Origin of the sequence: Arthrobacter sp. UYCu712 (assembly GCF_040547005.1) — a bacterium.
Classification (GTDB): Bacteria; Actinomycetota; Actinomycetes; order Actinomycetales; family Micrococcaceae; genus Arthrobacter.
Map to the genome: position 1 here is coordinate 93,965 of NZ_JBEPOZ010000011.1, position 22,038 is coordinate 116,002.

At 68.2% G+C, this 22,038-nt stretch carries 24 protein-coding genes; 18 read left to right on the forward strand and 6 right to left on the reverse strand.

All coding sequences use genetic code 11. From position 1 onward, the window contains the following. Nucleotides 1-76 precede the first annotated feature (76 nt). The 6 genes from hisB (at nt 77) to ABIB51_RS12780 (ending at nt 4,785) form a co-directional block, all read left to right on the forward strand. Nucleotides 77-703, forward strand: coding sequence for an imidazoleglycerol-phosphate dehydratase HisB (gene hisB, locus ABIB51_RS12755; protein WP_354188517.1), 627 nt, complete (start codon nt 77-79; stop codon nt 701-703). Further along, nucleotides 700-1,455: an imidazole glycerol phosphate synthase subunit HisH gene (gene hisH, locus ABIB51_RS12760; protein WP_354188519.1), complete on the forward strand. Its 756-nt coding sequence runs from the start codon at nt 700-702 to the stop codon at nt 1,453-1,455. The genes hisB and hisH overlap by 4 nt, the downstream gene beginning before the upstream one ends. Beyond that, the gene (locus ABIB51_RS12765) at nt 1,456-1,614 is read left to right on the forward strand and encodes a CG2302 family histidine operon protein (protein ID WP_354188521.1); all 159 of its coding nucleotides are present in this window, start codon (nt 1,456-1,458) and stop codon (nt 1,612-1,614) included. It abuts the gene before it with no gap. 56 nt (nt 1,615-1,670) lie between these two features. After that, entirely contained in the window at nt 1,671-2,417 is a 747-nt protein-coding gene (priA, locus tag ABIB51_RS12770) for a bifunctional 1-(5-phosphoribosyl)-5-((5-phosphoribosylamino)methylideneamino)imidazole-4-carboxamide isomerase/phosphoribosylanthranilate isomerase PriA (protein ID WP_354188523.1), read from the forward strand. A gap of 13 nt (nt 2,418-2,430) precedes the next feature. Then, nucleotides 2,431-3,396, forward strand: a complete 966-nt coding sequence (locus ABIB51_RS12775; protein WP_354188525.1) for an SseB family protein — start codon at nt 2,431-2,433, stop codon at nt 3,394-3,396. A gap of 72 nt (nt 3,397-3,468) precedes the next feature. Continuing rightward, nucleotides 3,469-4,785: an MFS transporter gene (locus ABIB51_RS12780; protein WP_354188527.1), complete on the forward strand. Its 1,317-nt coding sequence runs from the start codon at nt 3,469-3,471 to the stop codon at nt 4,783-4,785. 102 nt (nt 4,786-4,887) lie between these two features. On the opposite strand, the gene ABIB51_RS12785 is transcribed toward ABIB51_RS12780, so the two are convergent. Further along, nucleotides 4,888-5,274, reverse strand: a complete 387-nt coding sequence (locus tag ABIB51_RS12785; protein WP_354188529.1) for a DUF1844 domain-containing protein — start codon at nt 5,272-5,274, stop codon at nt 4,888-4,890. A gap of 448 nt (nt 5,275-5,722) precedes the next feature. Here ABIB51_RS12785 and infC point away from each other — a divergent pair, with 448 nt between their 5' ends. From infC to ABIB51_RS12805, 4 genes are all read left to right on the forward strand, one after another. Continuing rightward, nucleotides 5,723-6,829, forward strand: a complete 1,107-nt coding sequence (gene infC, locus ABIB51_RS12790) for a translation initiation factor IF-3 (protein WP_502916125.1) — start codon at nt 5,723-5,725, stop codon at nt 6,827-6,829. A 115-nt stretch (nt 6,830-6,944) separates the two neighbouring features. Beyond that, on the forward strand, nt 6,945-7,139 hold the full coding sequence (rpmI, locus tag ABIB51_RS12795; protein WP_009358635.1) for a 50S ribosomal protein L35: 195 nt from the start codon (nt 6,945-6,947) through the stop codon (nt 7,137-7,139). Between the two features lie 120 nt (nt 7,140-7,259). Continuing rightward, complete coding sequence (gene rplT / locus ABIB51_RS12800) at nt 7,260-7,754, forward strand: 50S ribosomal protein L20 (RefSeq protein WP_354188531.1); 495 nt, start codon at nt 7,260-7,262, stop codon at nt 7,752-7,754. Nucleotides 7,755-7,820: 66 nt separating this feature from the next. After that, nucleotides 7,821-8,729 (forward strand): TrmH family RNA methyltransferase, encoded by a 909-nt coding sequence (locus ABIB51_RS12805; protein WP_354188533.1) that lies wholly within the window; start codon nt 7,821-7,823, stop codon nt 8,727-8,729. A gap of 137 nt (nt 8,730-8,866) precedes the next feature. On the opposite strand, the gene ABIB51_RS12810 is transcribed toward ABIB51_RS12805, so the two are convergent. Further along, nucleotides 8,867-9,133 carry a GlsB/YeaQ/YmgE family stress response membrane protein gene (locus ABIB51_RS12810; protein WP_354188535.1) on the reverse strand — a complete coding sequence of 89 codons (267 nt, stop codon included), beginning with the start codon at nt 9,131-9,133 and terminating at the stop codon, nt 8,867-8,869. 249 nt (nt 9,134-9,382) lie between these two features. Here ABIB51_RS12810 and ABIB51_RS12815 point away from each other — a divergent pair, with 249 nt between their 5' ends. After that, nucleotides 9,383-10,303, forward strand: a complete 921-nt coding sequence (locus ABIB51_RS12815) for a cation diffusion facilitator family transporter (RefSeq protein WP_354188537.1) — start codon at nt 9,383-9,385, stop codon at nt 10,301-10,303. A gap of 78 nt (nt 10,304-10,381) precedes the next feature. Here ABIB51_RS12815 and ABIB51_RS12820 read toward each other — a convergent pair whose 3' ends face one another. Further along, entirely contained in the window at nt 10,382-11,590 is a 1,209-nt protein-coding gene (locus tag ABIB51_RS12820) for an MFS transporter (protein WP_354188539.1), read from the reverse strand. A 158-nt stretch (nt 11,591-11,748) separates the two neighbouring features. Here ABIB51_RS12820 and ABIB51_RS12825 point away from each other — a divergent pair, with 158 nt between their 5' ends. From ABIB51_RS12825 to ABIB51_RS12840, 4 genes are all read left to right on the forward strand, one after another. Continuing rightward, nucleotides 11,749-12,204 (forward strand): (deoxy)nucleoside triphosphate pyrophosphohydrolase, encoded by a 456-nt coding sequence (locus ABIB51_RS12825; protein WP_354188541.1) that lies wholly within the window; start codon nt 11,749-11,751, stop codon nt 12,202-12,204. Nucleotides 12,205-12,273: 69 nt separating this feature from the next. Further along, nucleotides 12,274-13,431 (forward strand): Re/Si-specific NAD(P)(+) transhydrogenase subunit alpha, encoded by a 1,158-nt coding sequence (locus ABIB51_RS12830; RefSeq protein WP_354188543.1) that lies wholly within the window; start codon nt 12,274-12,276, stop codon nt 13,429-13,431. After that, nucleotides 13,431-13,754: an NAD(P) transhydrogenase subunit alpha part 2 gene (locus tag ABIB51_RS12835; RefSeq protein ID WP_354188618.1), complete on the forward strand. Its 324-nt coding sequence runs from the start codon at nt 13,431-13,433 to the stop codon at nt 13,752-13,754. Before ABIB51_RS12830 ends, ABIB51_RS12835 begins: the two co-directional genes overlap by 1 nt. Further along, entirely contained in the window at nt 13,751-15,124 is a 1,374-nt protein-coding gene (locus tag ABIB51_RS12840; protein ID WP_354188545.1) for an NAD(P)(+) transhydrogenase (Re/Si-specific) subunit beta, read from the forward strand. The genes ABIB51_RS12835 and ABIB51_RS12840 overlap by 4 nt, the downstream gene beginning before the upstream one ends. Nucleotides 15,125-15,149: 25 nt before the next feature. On the opposite strand, the gene ABIB51_RS12845 is transcribed toward ABIB51_RS12840, so the two are convergent. Beyond that, the gene (locus tag ABIB51_RS12845) at nt 15,150-16,304 is read right to left on the reverse strand and encodes an Rv2578c family radical SAM protein (RefSeq protein WP_354188547.1); all 1,155 of its coding nucleotides are present in this window, start codon (nt 16,302-16,304) and stop codon (nt 15,150-15,152) included. A 77-nt stretch (nt 16,305-16,381) separates the two neighbouring features. On the opposite strand from ABIB51_RS12845, the gene pcp reads away from it, so the two are divergent. Then, a complete protein-coding gene (pcp, locus tag ABIB51_RS12850) occupies nt 16,382-17,023 on the forward strand; it encodes a pyroglutamyl-peptidase I (RefSeq protein WP_354188549.1) in 642 nt (213 codons plus the stop codon). 18 nt (nt 17,024-17,041) lie between these two features. Here the strand turns inward: pcp and ABIB51_RS12855 are convergent, their stop codons facing one another. Then, nucleotides 17,042-17,689, reverse strand: a complete 648-nt coding sequence (locus ABIB51_RS12855) for an SIMPL domain-containing protein (protein ID WP_354188551.1) — start codon at nt 17,687-17,689, stop codon at nt 17,042-17,044. A gap of 1 nt (nt 17,690) precedes the next feature. Next, complete coding sequence (locus ABIB51_RS12860; RefSeq protein ID WP_354188553.1) at nt 17,691-18,161, reverse strand: hypothetical protein; 471 nt, start codon at nt 18,159-18,161, stop codon at nt 17,691-17,693. A gap of 254 nt (nt 18,162-18,415) precedes the next feature. Between ABIB51_RS12860 and pheS the strand changes: the two genes are divergently transcribed. Further along, the gene (gene pheS, locus ABIB51_RS12865; protein WP_354188555.1) at nt 18,416-19,474 is read left to right on the forward strand and encodes a phenylalanine--tRNA ligase subunit alpha; all 1,059 of its coding nucleotides are present in this window, start codon (nt 18,416-18,418) and stop codon (nt 19,472-19,474) included. 2 nt (nt 19,475-19,476) lie between these two features. Next, nucleotides 19,477-22,020 carry a phenylalanine--tRNA ligase subunit beta gene (gene pheT / locus ABIB51_RS12870; protein WP_354188557.1) on the forward strand — a complete coding sequence of 848 codons (2,544 nt, stop codon included), beginning with the start codon at nt 19,477-19,479 and terminating at the stop codon, nt 22,018-22,020. Nucleotides 22,021-22,038 lie beyond the last annotated feature (18 nt).

Sequence of the window (22,038 nt, forward strand, 5' to 3'; positions counted from 1 at the left end):
GCAGGGTCATCAGCTCCGGAACACCACCACCGCCAGAACGCCCAGCACCGCCTTCATCACCAAAGGACACCCCCACATGAGCAACACCGGATCAGCCGCTGCCGAGGGCCGGACCGCACGCCTGGAACGGACCACCAGCGAGTCATCCGTGCTGGTCGAGATCAACCTGGACGGCACCGGCGTCTCGGACATCAGCACCTCGGTTCCTTTCTACGACCACATGCTGACGGCGCTGAGCAAGCACTCCCTGATCGACATGACGGTCAAGGCGACCGGCGACACCCACATCGACGTCCACCACACGGTCGAGGACGTCGCCATCACCTTTGGCGAGGTCCTGCGCACGGCACTGGGGAACAAAGCCGGCATCCGGCGCTTCGGGGAGGCGACGGTCCCCCTGGACGAGGCACTGGCGCACGCCGTCGTCGACGTCTCCGGCCGCCCGTACCTCGTGCACGGCGGCGAGCCCGCAGGCCAGGAATACCACCTGATCGGCGGACACTTCACCGGGTCGCTGACCCGGCACGTCTTCGAGGCCATCACCCTGCACGCCGGCATCTGCCTGCACATGAATGTCACGGCCGGCCGGGACCCGCACCACATCGTCGAGGCCCAGTTCAAGGCGTTTGCCCGCGCCCTCCGCGCGGCCGTGGAACCGGACCCCCGCGTCGAAGGCATCCCCTCCACCAAGGGTGCACTGTGACCGGCAAGGTGCTGCAGGACGGCGCCATCATCGATCCCGACGCCGGCCGGAAGCCTGCCTCGCCCGAGGGCAAGCCCACCGTCACGGTGCTGGACTACGGCTCCGGCAACGTCCGCTCGGCTGTCCGCGCCCTGGAACGGGCCGGTGCCGAGGTGATCCTCAGCGCCAAACCCGAAGACGTGCTCAACGCCGACGGCTTGGTTGTCCCCGGTGTCGGCGCGTTCGGGACGGTCATGAACGAACTCAAGGCTGTCGACGGAATCCGGATGATCGGCCGCCGCGTCGCCGGCGGCCGGCCCGTGCTCGCCATCTGCGTCGGCCTCCAGGTCCTGTTCGAAGCAGGCGTGGAGCACGGCACCGAAGCCCCGGGCATGGGGGAGTGGCCGGGTAAAGTCGAGCTGCTGCCCGCCGAAGTGGTCCCGCACATGGGCTGGAACACGGTGTCCGTTCCCGCCGGGTCCACGCTCTTCAACGGCGTGGAGAACGAGCGCTTCTACTTTGTGCACTCCTATGGCGTGCAGAAGTGGGACTTTGACGTCATCCAGCCCCGGATGGCCGCACCGCTCGTCACCTGGTCGGAGCACGGCGCCCCCTTCATCGCCGCGGTGGAAAACGGTCCGCTGTGCGCCACGCAGTTCCACCCGGAAAAATCCGGCGACGCCGGCGCGCACCTGCTGCGCAACTGGGTCGGGAGCCTGCGGAAGGGGTCCCCGGCCGGGGACTCCGGCGCCGGCCCGGAACAGACCGCCTAGATGTGGTCCATCGTCCTGATGGGACTTGCCGGACTCCTGGCCGGCGGGGCCCTGTCCTTCCGGCAGCAGAAGAGCCCGCTCTGGGTGCAGATCGTGTTCTATGTCCTGGCCGGGATGTCGCTGCTGGCCGCCTACCTCCTGACGCTGCCCGCCTCCTAGCGGGCCCGCCGCATTCCCTGACCATCCGCCGCCCCCAGAGAAGCTGAGGATCCCCGATGACCACCGAAACCCCGCTGCCCGTGCTCGAGCTGCTGCCCGCCGTCGACGTCGTCAACGGCCAGGCCGTACGCCTCGTCCAGGGCGAGGCCGGCAGCGAAACGAGCTACGGCACACCGCTGGAAGCGGCCCTCAACTGGCAGCAGCAGGGGGCCGAGTGGGTCCACCTCGTGGACCTCGACGCCGCGTTCGGCCGCGGCTCCAACGCCGAACTGCTGCGCGAGGTCGTGGGGCGCCTGGACATCAAGGTGGAGCTCTCCGGCGGCCTCCGCGACGACGAATCTCTTGAGAAGGCCCTCGACCTCGGCGTCGCCCGGGTCAACCTCGGCACCGCGGCGCTGGAAAACCCGGAGTGGACGTCCCGCGTGATCGAGCGCTTCGGCGACAAGATCGCCGTGGGCCTCGACGTCCGCGGCACCACCCTCGCCGGCCGCGGCTGGACCAAGGAAGGCGGGGACCTCTGGGAGGTCCTGAACCGGCTCGAGGAAGCCGGCTGCGCCCGCTACGTCGTGACAGACGTGACCAAGGACGGTACCCTGCAGGGTCCCAACGTCGAGCTGCTGCGCCAGATGGTGGAGAAGACGGGCAAGCCCGTCGTCGCTTCCGGCGGCATCTCCAGCCTCGATGACCTCAAGGTGCTGCGCTCCCTCGTCCCGCTCGGCGTCGAAGGCGCGATCATCGGCAAGGCCCTCTACAACGGCAACTTCACGCTGCCCGAGGCCCTCGACGTCGCCGGCCGCCGCTAGCCGGACCGCTGCCATGAAACACCAGCCGGCAGGCACGGACCCGGCGCGGGACGCAGGCGGGAAGGCCGCGCCGGCCCGCCATCTGCCCGGACACATCGCGGCTGCATTGGCGGGCGCCGGCGGGCCGGCCGACTCCGCCGGCCAGCCGTGGGCCGGCCGGAGCCTCGCCGGCGACGACGCCAGCATCCATAATTTCGAGGACGACGACGGCGCTGCCGACCCCGGCTACCTCGCGGCCATCGACCGGCTCGCCAGCGGCGGCGGTGACGAGGCCGCTGTGATCGCATCGCTGGCCACCGCACGCGTCTTCGTGCCGATCCTTGCCCGGCTCGCCGAAGAAGGCGACGGCGCGACACCCCCCGCAGGGGACATAAACGGGGACAATCACGGGCACACGCAGCACGGCGACGAGCTGAAGGGGGACAAGCAGGCCGACATGGCGCTCGTGACCCTCAAGGCGCCCGACGGCCGGACGGCCATGCCCGTGTTCACTTCCGCCGCGGCGCTTGCCGCGTGGCACCCCGAGGGCCGCCCCGTGGCCGTCTACGCGGCGCGCGCGGCATTGTCCGCCGTCGCGGAAGGCGCCGAGCTGCTGGTCGTGGACCCCGGTTCCGACGTGACGTTCGTGGTGCGCCGGCCCGCCGTGTGGGCCCTCGCGCAGCAGCGGCCCTGGACGCCGTGCTACGCGGATCCCGAGCTGGCGCAGTCCCTCGGCGGGGCCACGGTTGGCTTTCCGGAGATCCGGCGTGTTGAAATTCATCCTGGCGGTGGAGTTGCCTCGGCTGCGGCTGACGGCCGGCAGCTTCCCGGCGGAGGACCGGGCCCGGAACTCCGGGTGGTCCTATTCCTCGAAGACGGACTCGACGCCGCGGGGGTGCAGTCCATCGTGGCCGGCCTCAACATGGCCTGGGCCCGGAATGAAATGTTTGCCGATCGGGTTGACTCGATCGAAATCAAATTGCAGCGCGCAGCGCCGTAGCTGACGGCCAGCGGGGGCTTCCTGCCGGGAGCAGTACGAGGCTGCCGGGGCAGTACTAAAAGGATGTAGTCCGTGAACTTCACGCTTTACCGGGAGCTGCTGGCCATCCGGCCGATCAGGCGCCTCCTGCTGGTCGGAATGGTTGCCCGCATACCGCACTCCGCCGCGGGTGTGCTGCTGACCCTGCATATTGTCCTGACCCTGGGCCAGGGCTATGCCGCCGCCGGCGCCGCGGCAGCCGTCATGACCATCGGGATCGCCGTCGGCGCACCCTGGCGCGGACGGCGTGTCGACACGGTGGGCCTGCGCAAGGCCCTGATCCCGTCGGTCGTATCCGAGGCCGTCATCTGGTCGATTGTGCCGCACGTGTCGTACGAGGTGCTGCTGCCGCTGGTGTTCGTCGGCGGACTCCTGACGCTGCCGATCTTCAGCGTCGTACGGCAGTCCCTCGGGGTCCTCGCCACGGGAGAGCAGCGGCGCACCGCGTTTGCGCTTGACGCGATCTCCACCGAAATGGTCTTTATGATCGGACCCGCCGCCGGCGCCCTCGTCGCCACCGGCGGATACTCGGTGCTGGGACTCACGATCGTCGGCATCGCCACGTCGGTGTCAGGGCTCTTCCTGATGTGGTTCAACCCGCCGACCCGCAGCGCCGTATCCGACGCCGCGCTCGAGGCCGATGAGCAGGAGTGCGCGGAAGCCGCCGTCGTGGCCGCGGCCCCGGCGCACCTGCAGGAAGCGGCCGCAGAGCTGGCCCCGCTCGGTGCAGCCGCCGAACAGCGGCGCCAGCGGCGTTCCGGGCTCCGCCACAAGGTGGTCCATAACTTCGCCTGGTTCACGGCAGCCGTAGCCGCCGTCTTCGCCGTCGCAGCCGGCACCGGCATGGTGCTCAGCGGCACCGACGTGGGGATCGTGGCCGCCCTCGAGACCGGCGGCCACCAAGCCGAAATCGGGCTCGTCTTCCTCTTCTGGTGCGCGGCCTCCGTGGTCGGCGGGCTGATCTACGGTGCCATGCACCGCCCGATCTCGCCGATCCTGCTGCTGCTCGGCATGTCTGCGCTGACCATCCCGATGGCGTTCGCGGCCGACACCTGGACCCTGAGCCTGCTCTCGCTGCTGCCCGGGCTGCTGTGCGCCCCGGTCCTCTCGGCGGCGTCCGAAAAAGTGGCCGATCTGGTCGACGAGAGCCGCCGCGGCGAGGCGATGGGCTGGTACGGGTCGGCCCTGACCGGCGGCGTGGCGCTCGGCGCGCCGCTTGCCGGGCTCTTCATCGACGGTGTGGGACCCGGGGCCGGCTTCGTCTCCGTGGGGGCCGCCGGCGTCGTGCTGTGTTTGGTCGGCCTGGTGCTGCAGCACCGCCGCCGCCGGCGCCTGGCCGTAGCAGCCTAGCTCCGAGCCAAAGGGCCCATCAACGACGACGGCGGCGGCGGCGGACCTTTATGGTCCGCCGCCGTCGTTACTCGCTGGGGCCCGTCGGCCCGGTGGCCTGGGTCAGTTGACCGCTCCGGTGTACTTCTCGCCCGGGCCCTTGCCCGGGGCATCGGGGATGATGGATTCCTCGCGGAAGGCCAGCTGCAGCGACCGCAGCCCATCGCGCAAGGGTCCGGCGTGCTGCGAGCCGATTTCGGGTGCCGCCGCGGTGACGAGGCCGGCGAGTGCCGTAATGAGCTTGCGGGCCTCATCCAAGTCCTTGAGCTCTTCGGCGTTCTCCTCGGCGGCCAGGCCGAGCTTCACTGCCGCTGCGCTCATCAGGTGCACTGCGGCAGTGGTGATGACTTCGATCGCGGGGACCTCGGAGATGTCGCGGATCTGCTGGCTGACGTCGGCCTGGGCGCCGGCGGGCTCGTAAACGTGTGAATTACTGTCTGAAGTGCTCATGCTGGTAAGCTTGTCACAGACCGACTGAATGTCGCTATTTCGCTTTGGTTAGTTCATCTTGGCGGATGAACCGCCTAAGTGAATGAACTGCCCCGGGACCCCCCGATCCATATGTGCTCTGTCATGTATGTGCGCCGGGCGGGAATCATTAGGTAGGATCAACTTTCAGTTTGCAAGCGGAGTTCTCTCCCACCCGCGTCAGCCGCTCTCCTTCGGGAAGCTTCGCAAGAAGCAAGGTTGCCGGGTACCTGGTCGGGTATTCTCCTCGGGCGTCAGCCTGGCGGGAATGCATGCCACCTCACATGAGGCAGGCAGCTCCGATCCTCGAGGCCTTCGATTGCTCCGGCAATTGGGGGCCTTCTCTTTTTGCCGGTGGAGTACCCGTCACGAACACAGGAGCTTTAACATTAGCGAGCCAAGAATCAATGAGCGTATCCGCGTCCCCGAGGTGCGGCTGGTCGGCCCTGCAGGCGAACAAGTAGGAATCGTCCGTATTGAGGATGCCCTGCGTTTGGCTGCCGAGTCCGATCTTGATCTCGTTGAAGTTGCACCGCAGGCCAAGCCTCCGGTGTGCAAGCTGATGGACTTCGGCAAGTACAAGTACGAAGCCGCTGTCAAGGCACGCGAGGCCCGGAAGAACCAGACCAACACGGTCCTGAAGGAAATCCGCTTCCGCCTGAAGATCGACACCCACGACTACGAGACGAAGCGCGGCCACGCGCTCCGCTTCCTCGGTGCCGGCGACAAGGTCAAGGCCATGATCCAGTTCCGCGGACGTGAGCAGCAGCGCCCCGAGATGGGCATCCGCCTGCTCCAGCGCTTTGCCGCGGACGTCGCCGAAGTCGGTGTCGTGGAGTCCACCCCACGCATCGACGGCCGCAACATGGTCATGGTGGTAGGCCCGCTCAAGAACAAGGCCGAAGCCAAGGCAGAGGCCCGCCGCGCAACGCAGCGCGCCGAGGCCAAGGCCGAGAACGAAGCCAAGGCTTCAGGCTCAGGCTCAGCCCGCGTCGACATGTCCGGCGGGAACGCTCCGCTGACCCAGTCGCTGGCGGACCTCCTGCCGGAAGGCTACGAGATCCAGACTGAGGCAACCGCGGCAGAGGTGACCGCAGCGGAAACTCCGGCAACGGAAGCTGCTCCCGCCGAGGCGGTAGCCGCAGAGACTGCTCCCGCTGAAGCTGCAGCCACGGAGGCCCCGGCCGCCGCGGTGAAGGTCGAGGGGGCCCCGGCCGCCGAGGCGAAGGTCAAGGAAGTTCCGGCCGAAAAGGCTCCCGTCCAGGAAGCGCCCAAGCAGGAGGCCCCCAGGGCCGCCAAGCAGGCCGCTCCGAAGCGCGAGGCTCCGAAGGCTGCCGAGAAGCCGGCAGCCGCCAAGGCACCTGAGGCTGCCAAGGTGACTGAGGCTGTCAAGGCACCCGAGGCTGCAAAGGCCGCTCCGGCGGCAGCACCGAAGCCGGTCGCTGCTCCGAAGCCGGTTCCGCGCCCCGCGCCGAAGCCTGCTGCACGGCCGGCCGCGAAGCCCGCGGCCAAGCCGGCGAGCAAGAAGACCAACTAGTTCACGGCTGCCGGACTGCAATGTCCGGCAGCAAGCAACCAGCACGCCGCCCGCAGGGTCGGCTGCACGAAAGAACTGCAGACCTGTCTGCGGATACGTAAGGAGATCGGTTCCCATGCCGAAGATGAAGACCCACAGTGGTGCTAAGAAGCGCTTCAAGCTGACCGGCAGCGGCAAGCTGCGCCGCCAGCAGGCCAACCGCCGCCACTACCTCGAGCACAAGTCCTCCAGGCTGACCCGCCGCCTCGCCGGCGACAAGATCGTCTTCAAGGGCGACGCCAAGGTCATCCGGAAGATGCTCGGCATCTAAGTTCCAAGTTCTCTGACTGTTAGCCACCTGGCAGCAGTCAACTACCAAAAAGGCTTCTCAGGCCAGCCGGTTGTTCCGGCAGTAGTCGCTTGGGATCAGAATTTTCGAAGGAGTACGCACGTGGCACGTGTGAAGAGGGCGGTCAACGCCCACAAGAAGCGCCGGGTTATCCTTGAACGCGCAAAGGGCTACCGTGGACAGCGTTCACGCCTGTACCGCAAGGCCAAAGAGCAGCTGCTGCACTCGTTTGTGTACAGCTACGGCGACCGCAAGAAGAAGAAGGGCGACTTCCGCCGCCTGTGGATCCAGCGTATCAACGCTGCATCCCGCGCCAATGGCCTGACCTACAACCGTCTGATCCAGGGCCTGAAGGCCGCTGAGGTCGAGGTTGACCGCCGTATGCTGGCCGAGCTGGCCGTTTCCGACGCCAACGCCTTCGCCGCGCTGGTGAAGATCGCCAAGGATTCGCTGCCCGCCGACACGTCGGCTCCGGCCCTCACGGCCGAGGCTGCACCGGCTGCCAAGAAGCCGGCTGCCAAGAAGCCGGCCGCCAAGAAGGCCGCCGCCAAGAAGCCGGCTGCCAAGAAGGCTGCTGCCGACGAGGCTGCTGAGTAGTACCCCGTAGCCGCTCCATAGCTACGCCGTTCAAGAACCGGCTGCAATAGCCAGTAAGGTTCTCATATGAACGACACCGGGCGCCCGCAAGACATTCCACTCTCCAATCCCCGAGCTGATCGGGTGAGGAAGGTGGCACAGCTTGCCGGGCGCCCGGCCCGTTTAAAACGCAGGGAGTTCCTGGCAGAGGGACCGCAGGCCGTCCGGGAAGCCCTGGCCCTGCACCAGAAAAGGATCGCCGCGGGGGAGCCCGGCGTCGTCTATGAGGTTTACGCGAGCGAGTCCTGCCTCGACCGGCACCCGGACCTTGAGGCACTCGCGGAGGGCACCACCGCCTTCCTCGTCACGGACGAAGTGCTGGCCGCGATGGCGGACACGGTCAACTCGCAGGGCATTCTCGCGGTCTGCGGTTTCCTGGACGTGAGCCTTGAGCAGGTCCTCGACGCCGGTCCCCGGCTGATCGCCGTGCTGTGCCAGGTCCGGGACCCGGGCAATGCCGGCACCGTACTGCGGGCGGCGGACGCGGCCGGAGCGGACGCCGTCATCCTGACCGCGTCCAGCGTTGACATCTACAACCCCAAAGCAGTCCGGTCGACGGCGGGATCCCTCTTCCACCTGCCCGTGGTGCTCGGCGTTGAGATCGAGGAGCTGGTGGCCCGCTGCAAGGAACGCGGCATCGGAGTGCTCGCAGCGGACGGCCAGGGGCAGCTGAACCTGGACCTGCTCCAGGACGGGAATGCCGCCCGCCGGCTGGGCGCACCGCCCCGGGACTCCGGGTACGCGCTGGAGAATCCGACCGCCTGGCTCTTTGGCAATGAGGCGCAGGGCCTGTCCGAGGAGGAACTGGCGCTGGCGGACCACCGCGTCGCCGTTCCCGTGTACGGAGCCGCCGAAAGCCTCAACCTCGGCACGGCGGCGACTGTCTGCCTCTACGCCAGTGCCCGCGCGCAGCAGGACGGCGCACTGGGAAGCTGACCGGCAGGCACGGCGGCGTACTGCGATTTCAGCGGGAAAGCAGAAGGCGGGGGTCCACCGGATGGTGGGCTCCCGCCGTCGTATTGGTGCAATGTATCTTGCTGAAACCAGGGGCGTGGATACGTGACCCTGCGCGATCAGCTGGTCTTGTTGCGTCCTGTGACGGCGCCGTAGATGCCGGCAACCGCAAGGCCGCCAACGATGGCCAGGAGCCAGGAACCGAGATTCCAGAATTCCATCTTGCCGCCGCCGAACAGCAGATCGCCGATCCAGCCGCCGACGATGGCGCCGACAACACCGAGCACGAGGCTGGTGACCCAGCCGCCGCCCACTTTGCCGGGCATGATTGCCTTAACGATTGCACCCACTATGAGTCCGAGAATGATCCAGCCTAGAAAGCCCATGTCTCCTCCTACATATTCGTCGGCACCCAAATTGTGGATCCCGAACATGGCTTCAAGCTAACACCTACGGCAATAAATGTCAGCAGGATCATATTCAATCGTTATGTGCCGTGATCCGGCCGGAAGACCCGTTCCAGCCCGTGGGTGCGCGGTGCACCGGCCCTGCTCCACCGGGTACGGTATTCCTTGCGGGCACGGCATTTTCCGGTCCCCGCGAACAACTCAGCAGAACCCGAAGGAGAAGCTCACGTGGCTGCAAATGGCGGTACCAAGGCGATAGTTGCGGCGCTGGCCGCCAACCTGACCATCGCCGTCCTGAAGTTCGTCGCGTATTTCCTGACGCTGTCCTCGTCCATGCTCGCGGAGGCCATCCACTCGCTCGCGGACTCCGGCAACCAGATCCTCCTGCTGGTGGGCGGCAAACGCGCCCAGCGGGCGGCCAGCCCGGAACATCCGTTCGGCTACGGACGCGAGCGCTACATCTACGCGTTCATCGTCTCGATCGTCCTGTTCAGCGTCGGCGGTCTCTTTGCGCTCTACGAAGCGTGGGGAAAGCTCCAGCACCCGCACGCCATCGAGGGCGATTTCTGGTGGGTGCCGCTCGCGGTGCTCCTCGGCGCAATCGTCGCAGAGTCCTTTTCCTTCCGGACCGCGATCATCGAGTCCAACCACGTCCGGGGCAAGCAGAGCTGGGTCAAGTTCATCCGCAGCGCCAAGCAGCCGGAACTTCCCGTCATCCTGCTGGAGGACTTCGGCGCCCTCCTGGGCCTGGTGTTCGCGCTCTTCGGCGTGAGCCTGACGCTCATCACCGGCAACGGCATCTTCGACGCCCTGGGCACCGCAATGATCGGCCTGCTGCTCGTGGCAATCGCGGCGGTGCTGGCCATCGAGACGAAGTCCCTGCTGTTGGGCGAATCCGCGACCAAGGATGACGTGGCGAAGATCCGTGCCGCCATCGAGGCCGACGGTACCGGCATCATCCACCTCAAGACCCTGCACCTGGGCCCCGAAGAGCTGCTGGTGGCTGCCAAGATCAGCATCGGCCGGGCGGACACGGGCCAGGAAATCGCCCACGTGATTGACGGCGCCGAGACCAGGATCCGCGAGGCCGTGCCGATTGCACGGGTCATCTACCTGGAACCGGATGTCCAGCGCGTCAGCACACCCTGAGGGGTGCCCTGTTGAAAGCCGGGCTAAGAGCCCGGCTGGCACCACGTCCCGGAGGCCGTTGGTCCGTTGCCCTTCCGGCTACGGTGCCAGCGGCCTCTTGCGTTCCACCAGCCCGCTGACGGCCGCGACGCCGAGGCCCAGGATGGCCAGGCCGGCGCCGACGAGCGCGGGGGCCACATAGCCCCAACCCCAGGCGATGACGAGGCCGCCCAGGAAGGCTCCCAGGGCATTCGCGACGTTGAGTGCGGCATGGTTGAGCGAGGAAGCCAGCGACGGCGCATCGGGGGAGGCATCGAGCAGCCGTGTCTGAAGGGCCGGGACCAGCAGCGAACCTGCGCCGCCCACCACGAGGACCATCACGAGGGCGGACCACGGCCAGTGGACGGCCACGGCATAGACCACAAGCGCCACGGCAATGCCGGGCAGGACCCAGTAGATGGTGCCCATGACGGACTTGTCCGCGATCCGGCCGCCGACAATATTGCCCGCCACCATGCCGAGGCCGTACAGCGCGACGACCAGGGGCAGCCATTCGGCCCGGATGCCGGCAACCGAAGTCATGGTGTGCGCGATGTAGGTGTACGTGGCGAAGAAGCCGCCGAATCCGACGATGCCGATCAGGATCGCCAGCCAGACCTGCAGGCGCTTGAGCGCCCGGAGTTCGCGGCGGATGCTGGCATCGGCGTGCGGCTTCTGGAAGGGCAGGAACTTCCACAGCATCAACAGCGTGATCATGCCGATCAGGCCGACCAGGAGGAACAGCAGCCGCCAACCGAAGGCCTGGCCGAGCCAGGTGGCGAACGGGACGCCGATGACGTTGGAGATGGTCAGCCCGGCCATGACCATGGAGATCGCCCAGCCGCGCCTGGTCGGGGCGACGAGGGAGGCCGCAATGACCGCCGCGACGCCGAAGAAGGCGCCGTGCGGCAGCCCGGCCGCGAAGCGGGAGACGAGCATGGTGCCGTAGTCCGGGGCGATGAAGGACGTGAGGTTGGCGATGCTGAAGAACAGCATGAGCCCCAGGGCCAGGTATTTCCGCGGCATTTTGGCGCCGACGGCGGCCAGCAGGGGAGCGCCGATCACCACACCGAGGGCATACGCCGAGATCAGGTGGCCGGCCTCAGGGGTGCTGATGTTGAGGCCCTGCTCCACTTCCTTGAGCAGGCCCATCATGGTGAATTCCGTGGTGCCGATGCCGAATCCGCCCATGGCCAGGGAAATGATGGCCAGGGCAACGTGGCGGTTGCCGGTCTTCGGCGTCGCTGGGGCTTGTTGAGTGGTGGTCATTCGTCTGCTTTGCGAGAAAGTCCCAGGCCGGTAGCCAGGAGAATACGGCATTTAAATCTGATTTATGTAACAGCTGGGGCGCGCCCGGTATTCCGGGGAATCGGGAGGGCGGCTTCCTCCATTCTCCCCCAAGCGGACACCGCCCTAGACTTGGTGACGTGACTGGACACATTGACGTCGTTGGCGGCGCGGTATTGGATTCGCTGGCAGACCCGGGCCGGCTGCTCGTGGCCCGGCGGACCGCGCCCCCGCAGTTTGCTGGCATGTGGGAGTTCCCCGGCGGCAAGGTGGAGGCCGGAGAAACGGCCGTGGAGGCGCTGCACCGTGAACTGCGGGAAGAGCTTGGCGTCAGCGTCCGGCTGGGTGCCGAACTCCAGGCGGCGTCCGCCTCCGGCTGGCCGCTGAACGAGCGCGCCGCCATGCGGGTCTGGTTTGCGGAGCTGCTCGACGGCGAGCCGCGCCCCCTGCAGGACCACGATGAGCTGCGCTGGATCGACCTCCGGAACCGCGGGGAAGTACTGGGCCTGGCCTGGATCCCGGCCGACCTGCCCATCGTCGAAGCGCTCCTTGACGCGCTCCAGGATTCGGTCCGCGCCGCCCTGCCCGCGCATTGATCCCCGGCCCGCCTCTCGCCAAAGCGCGAAGCATGTGACTACTCTGAAGCGAATCGAGAGGAGTCGTCCGTGCAGGTCGGTGTCAGGCGGGAGCAGCGAACGGGGGAACGCCGGGTGGCGGCCACACCGGAGACGGTGAAGCAGCTGACGGCCCTTGGCCTCGACGTGGCCGTTGAGAGCGGAGCGGGGAGCGAGGCCGGTTTCCCGGACGCCGCGTTCGTCGCGGCTGGCGCCAGTGTGGTTCCGGACCTCCCGCCGGAGTCGCTGGAGATCCTGCTGCACGTCAGGCCGCTCAGCCCGGAGATCGCTGCAGGGCTGCGGCCGGGCACCATCACCGTCGGTTTCGGCTCGCCCGCCTCCGAACTGTCCACGGTACGGGCCCTTGCCGCTGCCGGGGTCACCTCCTTCGCGCTGGAGCTGGTCCCGCGGATCTCCCGGGCGCAGTCGATGGATGCCCTCAGTTCGCAGTCCCTCGTCTCCGGCTACCGTGCGGTGCTGGAGGCGGCCCTGCGCTACCCAAGATTCTTCCCGCTGTATATGACCGCCGCGGGGACGATTCCGCCGGCCCGGGTGCTGGTTCTCGGGGCCGGGGTCGCCGGACTGCAGGCCATCGGCACCGCCAAACGCCTCGGCGCCCGGGTGTCGGCCAATGACATCCGGGCGGCTTCGGCCGACGAGGTCGCCTCGATGGGAGGCACGTTCATCCACCTGGACCTGGACAGCCGGACTGCTGGTGCCGCCACGGAGGGCAGCGGAGGCTATGCCCGGGAACTCGGCGAGGACCGGGCCAGACGGCAGCGCGGCCTGCTCGCACCGCACGTCGCGGCGGCGGACGTCCTGATCACCACGGCCGCCATTCCCGGGCGGGCGGCGCCCCTGCTCGTGACCATCGACATGGTGGCCGGCATGCGCGCCGGTTCCGTCGTCGTCGACCTTGCGGCCGAGTCGGGCGGGAACGTCGAAGGGGTCATCGCCGGCGAGGAGATCCAGGTTCCTGCCGCCGGGGGTTCCGTGACCCTCGTGGGCCTGCAGGACGCTGCCTCGGCAATGCCGTCGGACGCGTCCCGGCTGTTCGCCAAGAACGTGGCCAACCTCCTGGCCCTGATGACGGCGGACGGCAAGGTCATACCGGACTTCGACGACGAAGTCGTTGCGGGAGCGTGCCTGACCCACGGCGGCTCGGTCCGGCACGCCGCCACCTCTGACGCCATGGAGGCCCTCAAATGATGGACCCGGCCACACTGCTGACCGTTGTGGTGCTCTCTGTCTTCGTCGGCTTCGAAGTCGTCTCCAAGGTGACCAGCAAACTGCATACGCCGCTGATGTCCGGCGCCAATGCCATCCACGGCATCATCCTGGTCGGTGCCATCCTCGTCGCGGGCCAGGCCAACGATCCGTGGCTGCTCACGATTGCCTTGATCGCCGTGATCCTGGCGACTGCCAACCTGGTGGGCGGCTTCGTCGTCACCGACCGGATGCTGGAGATGTTCGGCGGACGGAAGCCTGCCAGGCCACCGGCCGGGCGCACGGCAGGGGAGGACGGCGCGTGAGCGTCCTCGCCCCGGAGGGGACCGCCCTGTTGTACCTGGCGTCGGCCGTCTGCTTCATCCTCGCGCTCAAGGGCCTGAGTTCGCCCCGGACCGCACGCCGCGGCAACGCGATCGGCGCCGCCGGCGCCCTCGTGGCCGTGATCACCGTCTTCCTGTCCGTGCGGCTGGAGAATGTCCCGCTCATCCTCGCCGCGATCGCCGTAGGCTCCGCCGTCGCCGTCCCGGTGGCCCGGCGCGTGCAGATGACCCAGATGCCGCAGCTGGTCGCCTTGTTCAACGGGGTTGGGGGCGGGGCCGCCGCGCTCGTCGCGGTGCTGGAACTCGGCCACAGCGGGGACCCGTGGGTGCGCCTGGCCGTGGTCTTCACCATGCTGGTCGGCGCCGTGTCCTTTGCCGGCTCGGCGGTGACAGTGGGCAAGCTGCAGGAGCTGATCAGCACCCGTCCGCTGCTGTTCCCGGGGATGCCCGTGGTCATGGTCCTTGCCCTGGCGGGCGCCATCACGTCCGGCGTCCTGGTCATCCTCACCGGCTCGGCGGGCTGGGCGGTTGTGGTGCTGGTGCTGGGGCTCGTGGCAGGGCTGCTCCTGGTGCTGCCCGTCGGTGGCGCGGATGTGCCGATCGTGATCTCGCTGCTCAACGCCTTCACGGGGCTGGCCGTGGCCGCCTCCGGCATCGTGCTGGGCAACGTGCTCCTGCTGGTCGCCGGCACGCTCGTGGGCGCCAGCGGCACCATCCTGACCAAAGTGATGGCCGCCGCCATGGGCCGCGGCGTGGCGGGCATCATGTTCGGGGCGTTCCGGGGAGGTTCGACGGCGGGCTCGACCGTCCAGAGTGACCGCCCGGTGCGCTCGTCCTCACCGGAGGATGTGGCCGTCCAGCTCGGCTACGCCCAGCGCGTGGTGATCGTCCCCGGCTACGGACTCGCCGTGGCCCAGGGCCAGCACACCGTCGCCGAGCTCGCCACCGCGCTGGAGGCCCGCGGCATCGAAGTGGTCTTCGCCATCCATCCGGTGGCCGGACGCATGCCGGGCCACATGAACGTGCTCCTGGCCGAGGCCAACGTGCCCTATGAGGCGCTCCGGGAGCTGGAGGAAGTCAATCCGGAATTCCCGAACACCGACATCGTCTTGGTGGTGGGTGCCAACGACGTCGTCAACCCGGCGGCCAAATCCACGCCCGGGGCCCCCATCTACGGGATGCCGATCCTCGAGGTGGCACTGGCCGGCCAGGTGGTGTTCCTCAAACGTTCGATGCGCCCGGGATTCGCGGGGATCGAGAACGAGCTCCTGCACGATCCGAAGACCACTCTGCTGTTTGGGGATGCGAAGGACTCCTTGACCAAGGTCCTTGGCGCGGTGAAGGCCCTCTAGCTGCGCTGCTGCGCTGGCCGCGCGTTCAGAACAGCGTCGGCTGGGCGGCCGGGGCTGCCGGGTTGCCGGTCCGGCCCGGGTGGCCGGCGGTCTGGGGGATGCTGCCGGCGGGGTACTGGGCTTCCTCGTCCCGGGGATCGGCGTCGAGGTCGCGGTGGCTGAAACCGTGGGAGCCGGAGAAGCCATGCAATGCCTTGAAGTACCGGATGCGTCCGGCGAGCCAGGCCCGGTACTCCTTCGAAGCGTACGATCCGCTGCCGTACAGGCGCCGGTACTTGCCGGCGAGCTGGGGGTGCTCCCGGGCAATCCACTGCATGAACCATTCGCGGGTTCCGGGCTTGAGGTAGAGGGCGCCGGCCGTGACGCCGGTGGCGCCGGCCGCGGCGAGGGCACCGAAGAGGGAATCCAGGGCATCGTCGCTATCCGAGAGCCACGGCAGGATGGGCATCGCCATGACCCCGCAGGGCAGTCCGGCTTCCCGCAGCCGGGAGACCAGCTTCAGCCGTGCCCGGGGACCCGGGGTTCCCGGTTCCACAGCTTCGGAGAGGTGCTCATCGGTCATCGCCAGCGAAATGCCGACCCCCACGGGGACCTGGGCCGCCGCATGCTTCAGGAGCGGTATGTCCCGGGCCAGGAGGGTGCCCTTGGTCAGGATGGACAGCGGCGTGCCGGAATCGGCGAGGGCGCCGATGATGCCGGGCATCAGCTGGTAGCGGCCCTCGGCCCGCTGGTACGGATCCGTATTCGTGCCGAGGGCCACGTGCTGCCGTCCCCACGAGGGCTTTGCCAGTTCCTTGCGCAGGACCTGCGCCGAGTTGATCTTGACCACCACCTGGCTGTCAAAGTCCAGCCCGGCGTCGAAGTCCAGATAGGTGTGGCTCTTGCGGGCAAAACAGTACACGCAGGCATGGCTGCACCCGCGGTAGGGGTTGATGGTCCATTCGAAGGGCATCCGGGAACCGGAGACCACCTTGTTGAGCACCGATTTGGCGGTGACCTCATGAAAAGTGATCCCGGCAAACTCGGGCGTTGAAACGGAGCGCACCAGCCCCAGGAGCGGAAGAAGCGCATCGGCGGGTGCGGTCCCGCTGGAACGACCGCTTCCAGCGGGAGTCCCGTCGGCGTCGTTGCCGGAGCCGTTCCCGCGAGCCGGCGTGAGTGCTTGCGCGTCCCATCTCATGCTTATATTCGAATGTATGTTCGAGTTTAAGTCAAGCATCCCGCGGGGTGTTTCGGGCGCATTGTTAGGCTGGGGCGATGATTCTCCTGACAGGCTTCCAGCCGTTCGGCGGCGAAACCACCAACCCGTCCTGGACGGCGGCGGGCGGCGCGGCTGCGGTCCTCCGGGCCGAGGGGCACGACGCGCAGGCGGTGGAACTGCCGTGCGTCTTCGGGGAGTCCATCGAGGTGCTGGAGGCGGCGCTCGAACGCTACGGCCCCGACGTCGTGCTCTGCGCCGGCCAGGCCGGCGGAAGGGCCCGGGTCTCGCTGGAACGGATCGCGATCAACTGCGACGACGCGCGGATCCCGGACAATGCAGGCAACGCGCCTGTGGATGAGCCCGTCGTCCCGGGCGGACCCGCCGCCTACTTCAGCTCGCTGCCTCTCAAAGCGGCGCTGGCAGCGCTGGATGCCGCGCAGATCCCGGCCGAGGTCTCCCAGACCGCCGGAACCTACGTCTGCAACCACACCTTCTACGGCCTGATGAACGTCCTGCGGCTGCGCCCCAAAACCCGGGGCGGGTTCGTCCACGTCCCCTACGCGGCCGGACAGGTGCTGCGGGGGAGCGGCACGCCGTCGCTGCCGGTGGAGCTCATGACGGAAGCGCTCGCCGTCGTCGTCCGGACGGCGCTGGCGGTTTCGGCGGATCTTAAGCTCGCCGCCGGAGCGACCCACTAGGGTCACACCGCGGCGGGCCTAGTCGAGCAGTTCCCAGACGACGCCCACCGTTGCGTTGACGCTGGATTCGCCGGCCTCGACGTTGAGTGATTCAGCCGCCACGGCGCGCTGCATTTTGGCCACGGGGATGGGGGCGGGAGCCCCGGACTGCTGGGTGAGGGAGAGAACTCTGCCCAGCCGGGTTCCGGCCAGCGCAGCGAAATGGCTGGCGGTGGCCAGGGCATCGGCCCACGCGGCTTCCCGGGCCCTGGCCGTGACGGCGGCAGGATCAGCGAAGCCAAGCTCCAGGCCGTTGAGCCGGACATCGTTGCCGCCGGCCGCGACGGCCGCGGCGATGATGTCCGAGGACGCTGCCAGCTCACGGATCCGGACGCTCAGCATGCTGGAGGCCAAATAGCCGGAGATGGCCTGGCCGCGGCCCTCCTGCCAGTTGACCTCGGCCCGGACATTGAGCCCGGACGTGCTGATGTCCCTGCCGTCCACCCGATGATCCCGGAGCACCCCCGTGATCGCGGACGAGACCCGTCCGGCGTCCCGGTAGGCCGCGCCGACGTTGTCCCGGCGGCATTCGACGCCGATCGAGAGGGTCAACAGGTCCGGAGTGGCTTCCGCGCTGCCCGATCCGGTGACCGAAATGCTCCTGGAGGTGTCAGTAACGTCATGCATGTCATGCCTCATTCCGTTCCGGGGCGGGGGACCCGGGGGGCGCCGCCGTGGGCAGTGGGTTGTCCGCGGGCCGCGGGTCCGGATAGCCGCCGGCCCGCAGCCCGGCGTGCCGTTCGAAAACATTGGCCGAGCCCGGGTTGCCCGTCCGCCACACGGACCAGCCCGCGGCCAGGAAATACAGCGGCAGGAAGGGCACCCCCAGGCACCAGGCGTACTCGGTGCTGTGGCGCTCCTCGTGCTGCAGTAGGACCTCGTCGGCCAGCGCCTGCTCCGGTCCGGTCCGGAAGAGCACCACGTTGCCCACCGTGAACGCTGCGGCAAACGGCAGCCGCCAGCGGTACCCGGTGGCGATGAGCAGGCCCCGCGGGCCGCGGCGGACCCGGGTCCGCGCCCACACGGCGAGAAGCAACCCCAGCAGGGTCGAGGCATTCAGCACGTTCGCGATCTGCCGCAGCCGTTGTCCGGACGTCATGAGGCCATGCTAGCCGGGAGCAGCCGGTGCGGCGGGGCAAGCGGCGGATCAATCGGCGGGGATATCTGGGAGCCGGTGGCTGCCGTCACGTTCGGGCACCGCAGCGCGTTCAACTAGACTGGAGGGGAGCGCCCGCCGGAGGGATTTCGGCGTGCCCTTTCCTTTGTCACTGCCCTTTGTCAAAGCCCGGTGTCATGACATTGTTCATGGCGTCGTGCCGTTGGCATGAACCGACTCGTAGCTAAGAACAGTAGATGACTGAAACTTTGCCGGGCGCCGTCCCGAATCCTCTGGATGAAGCCGCCATCACGGCCGCCGTAGACCAGGCCGTTGCCGCCATCGCCGCAGCCTCCACCCTCGATGAACTGAAGGCCGTGCGCCTCGCGCACACCGGCGAAAAGTCCGCGCTGAGCCTTGCCAACCGTGAGATCGGCGGGCTGCCCAAGGACCAGAAGGCCGCCGCCGGCAAGCTCATGGGAGCCTCCCGCGGACGCGTCAACAAGGCGCTCGCGGACCGCACCGCGGAGCTCGAGGCAGAGAACGACGCGCGGATCCTCGTCGAGGAGACTGTCGACGTCACGGCGGCCCCGCGCCGCCGTCGGGCCGGTGCGCGCCACCCGCTGTCCACCCTGCAGGAGCGCGTGGCGGACATCTTCGTCGGCATGGGCTGGGAGATCGCCGAAGGCCCGGAGGTCGAGTCCGAGTGGTTCAACTTCGATGCGCTGAACTTCAAGCCGGACCACCCGGCCCGTGAAATGCAGGACACGTTCTTCGTCGAACCGCCCGAAGCCCACCTGCTGATGCGCACGCACACCTCGCCGGTGCAGGTCCGGTCCATGCTGGAACGCGAACTGCCGATCTATGTGCTGTGCCCGGGCAAGGTGTTCCGCACCGACGAGCTGGACGCGACGCACACCCCGGTGTTCCACCAGTTCGAGGGCCTGGCCATCGACAAGAAGCTCAGCATGGCGGACCTCCGCGGCACCCTGGAGCACTTCGCGCGCCAGATGTTCGGCGACGAGGCACAGATCCGGCTGCGCCCCAACTACTTCCCGTTCACCGAACCCTCCGCGGAGCTGGATATCTGGCACCCGGGGGCCAAAGGCGGGCCCAGCTGGATCGAATGGGGCGGCTGCGGCATGGTCAATCCCAACGTGCTCCGCGCCGCCGGCATCGATCCGGACATCTATTCAGGTTTTGCCTTCGGCATGGGCATTGAGCGCACGCTCATGTTCCGCAACGAGGTCGGCGACATGCGCGACATGATCGAAGGCGACGTACGTTTCAGCGAGCACTTCGGGATGGAGATCTAACAGTGCGTATCCCACTTTCCTGGCTGCGTGAATTCGCGCAGGTACCGGCCGGAGCAACGGCCGAAGACGTCATGGCCGAACTCGTCAAGGTCGGTTTTGAAGAAGAAGCGGTCCACCGCCCCACGGATACCCTCCAGGGTCCGATCGTGGTGGGCCAGGTGCTGAGCATCGTCAAGGAGCCCCAGACCAACGGCAAGACCATCAACTGGTGCCAGGTCCGGGTTGTCCCCGAAGGCCAGCAGCAGGCGCTCACCGGCGAGGGCATCGACCCCTCCGGTGTGCAGGGCATCATCTGCGGCGCCCACAACTTCGTGGAAGGCGACAAAGTGGTGGTAACCCTCCCGGGTGCCGTGCTGCCCGGTGACTTCCACATCTCCGCGCGGAAGACCTACGGGCACCTGTCCGCCGGCATGATCGCCTCCGTCCGCGAACTGGGCATCGGCGAAGACCACGACGGCATCCTGGTGCTGTCGAGGATCGGGCTGGATCCCGAAATCGGCGCCGACGCCATGGAGCTCCTTGGCCTCTACGACCAGGCCGCCGAGATCAACGTGACGCCGGACCGCGGCTACGCGTTCTCCATCCGCGGGGTGGCCCGCGAATACGCCCACGCCACCGGAACGTCCTTCACGGACCCCGCGTCACAGGTGCAGGCCCCGGCTGAACTGTCCGGCGGCCACGGCGTCAAGCTCAACGACGACGCCCCCGTCTACGGCAAGCCCGGCTGCGACCGCTTCGTGGCCCGCACGGTCCGCGGCGTCGACGCCACCCGGCCGACGCCCCTGTGGATGGTTTCACGCCTCCGGCTTGCCGGCATCCGCTCCATCTCCCTGCCGGTGGACATCTCGAACTACGTCATGCTCGAACTCGGCCAGCCCACGCACTGCTACGACGTGGACAAGTTGTCCGGCGACATCGTGGTCCGGCGCGCCGTGGCGGGGGAAAAGATCACCACCCTGGACGACAAGGAGCGCACGCTCGACGTTGAGGACCTGCTGATCACCGACGGCTCCGGCGCGATCGGCATCGCCGGCGTGATGGGCGGTGCCGCCACCGAGGTGAGCGATTCGACGTCGAACGTCCTGGTCGAGGCGGCGCACTTCGACGAGGTGTCCATCGGACGCTCCCGGCGACGGCACAAGCTGCCCTCCGAAGCGTCCAAGCGCTTCGAACGCGGCGTTGACTGGCACGTTGCGGGCATTGCCGCGCAGCGGGTGGTCGACCTCCTGGTCGAGCTGGCCGGCGGCGCCGCCGATGAAGCAGGCACCGACGTCGGGACCGCACCGGACGCCGTGACCATCGAACTGCCGGCGGCGTTCGCCACGGCACGTATCGGCATCGACTTCAGCGAGGACCAGATCGTCACCTCGCTGGAGGACCTGGGCGCCGTCGTGGTGAAAACCGGCGACGGCTGGACCGTCACCGCCCCGAGCTGGCGCAACGACCTGGAAACCAAGGAAGACCTGTCCGAGGAGATCGCCCGGCTGGTCGGCTACGACCAGATTCCGGCGTCCCTGCCGGTGGCGCCGCCGGGCCGCGGCCTGACCCGCGTCCAGCAGCAGCGCCGGCGCCTGGTCCAGTCCCTGGCCGACGCCGGCCTGACCGAGGTCCTGGCCTACCCGTTCGTCTCCAAAGCAGCCAACGACACCTTTGGCGTCGACACGGCCGGCGGGGCGCGCAAGGCGCTCAAGCTCGCCAACCCGATCAGCGAGGAGCACGGCTACCTGCGGACCTCGATCCTGCCCGGGCTGATCGAGGTGGCCAAGCGCAACCACTCCCGCGGCTTCCGCGACCTGGCACTGTTCGAGGCCGGACTCGTCTTCCTTCCCGGGGACACGCCCGGGACCGCCTCGATCCCGCCGCTCGGCGCCAAGCCCGCCGACGAGGTGCTGGATGCCCTGTACGACGGCGTCCCGGACCAGCCGCTGTACCTCGCCGCCGTGCTGACCGGGCACGATTCGCCCGCCGCAGCCGGCCACGCGCCGCGCGCCTGGGACTGGGCCGACGCCCTCGACCTCGCCCGGCTCGCCGGCGATGTGCTCGGCGTCGAGATCGTGCTCAGCCAGGGCCACCACCAGGCCTTCCACCCGGGACGGGCAGCGCAGCTGGTGCTCCGCACCGGCGAAGTGCTGGGCTACGCCGGCGAACTGCACCCGAAGCTGCTGGCCGCGCATGACATGCCGCCGCGCTCGGTGGCGCTCGAGTTCAACGCGGACGCCCTCTTCGAGGCCGCCGCGGACGTGATTGTCGCCCGGCACATCTCCACCTACCCGGTGGCAACCCAGGACGTGGCCCTCGTGGTGCCGCAGGAGGTTCCCGCCGAAGAGGTGCTCACGGCCCTCCGTGACGGTGCCGGCGAACTGCTCGAAGACGTCGCACTCTTCGACGTGTACGCGGGCAAGGGCATCGAAGAAGGCAAGAAGTCGCTGGCGTTCAGCCTGCGGTTCCGTGCCGCGGACCGCACGCTGACGGCCGATGAAGCGTCCTCGGCCCGGGAAAGCGCAGTCGCGGTTGCCCACGAGCGCTTCGGAGCGGTCCAGCGCTGACGCCCTGACCGTCCCGGA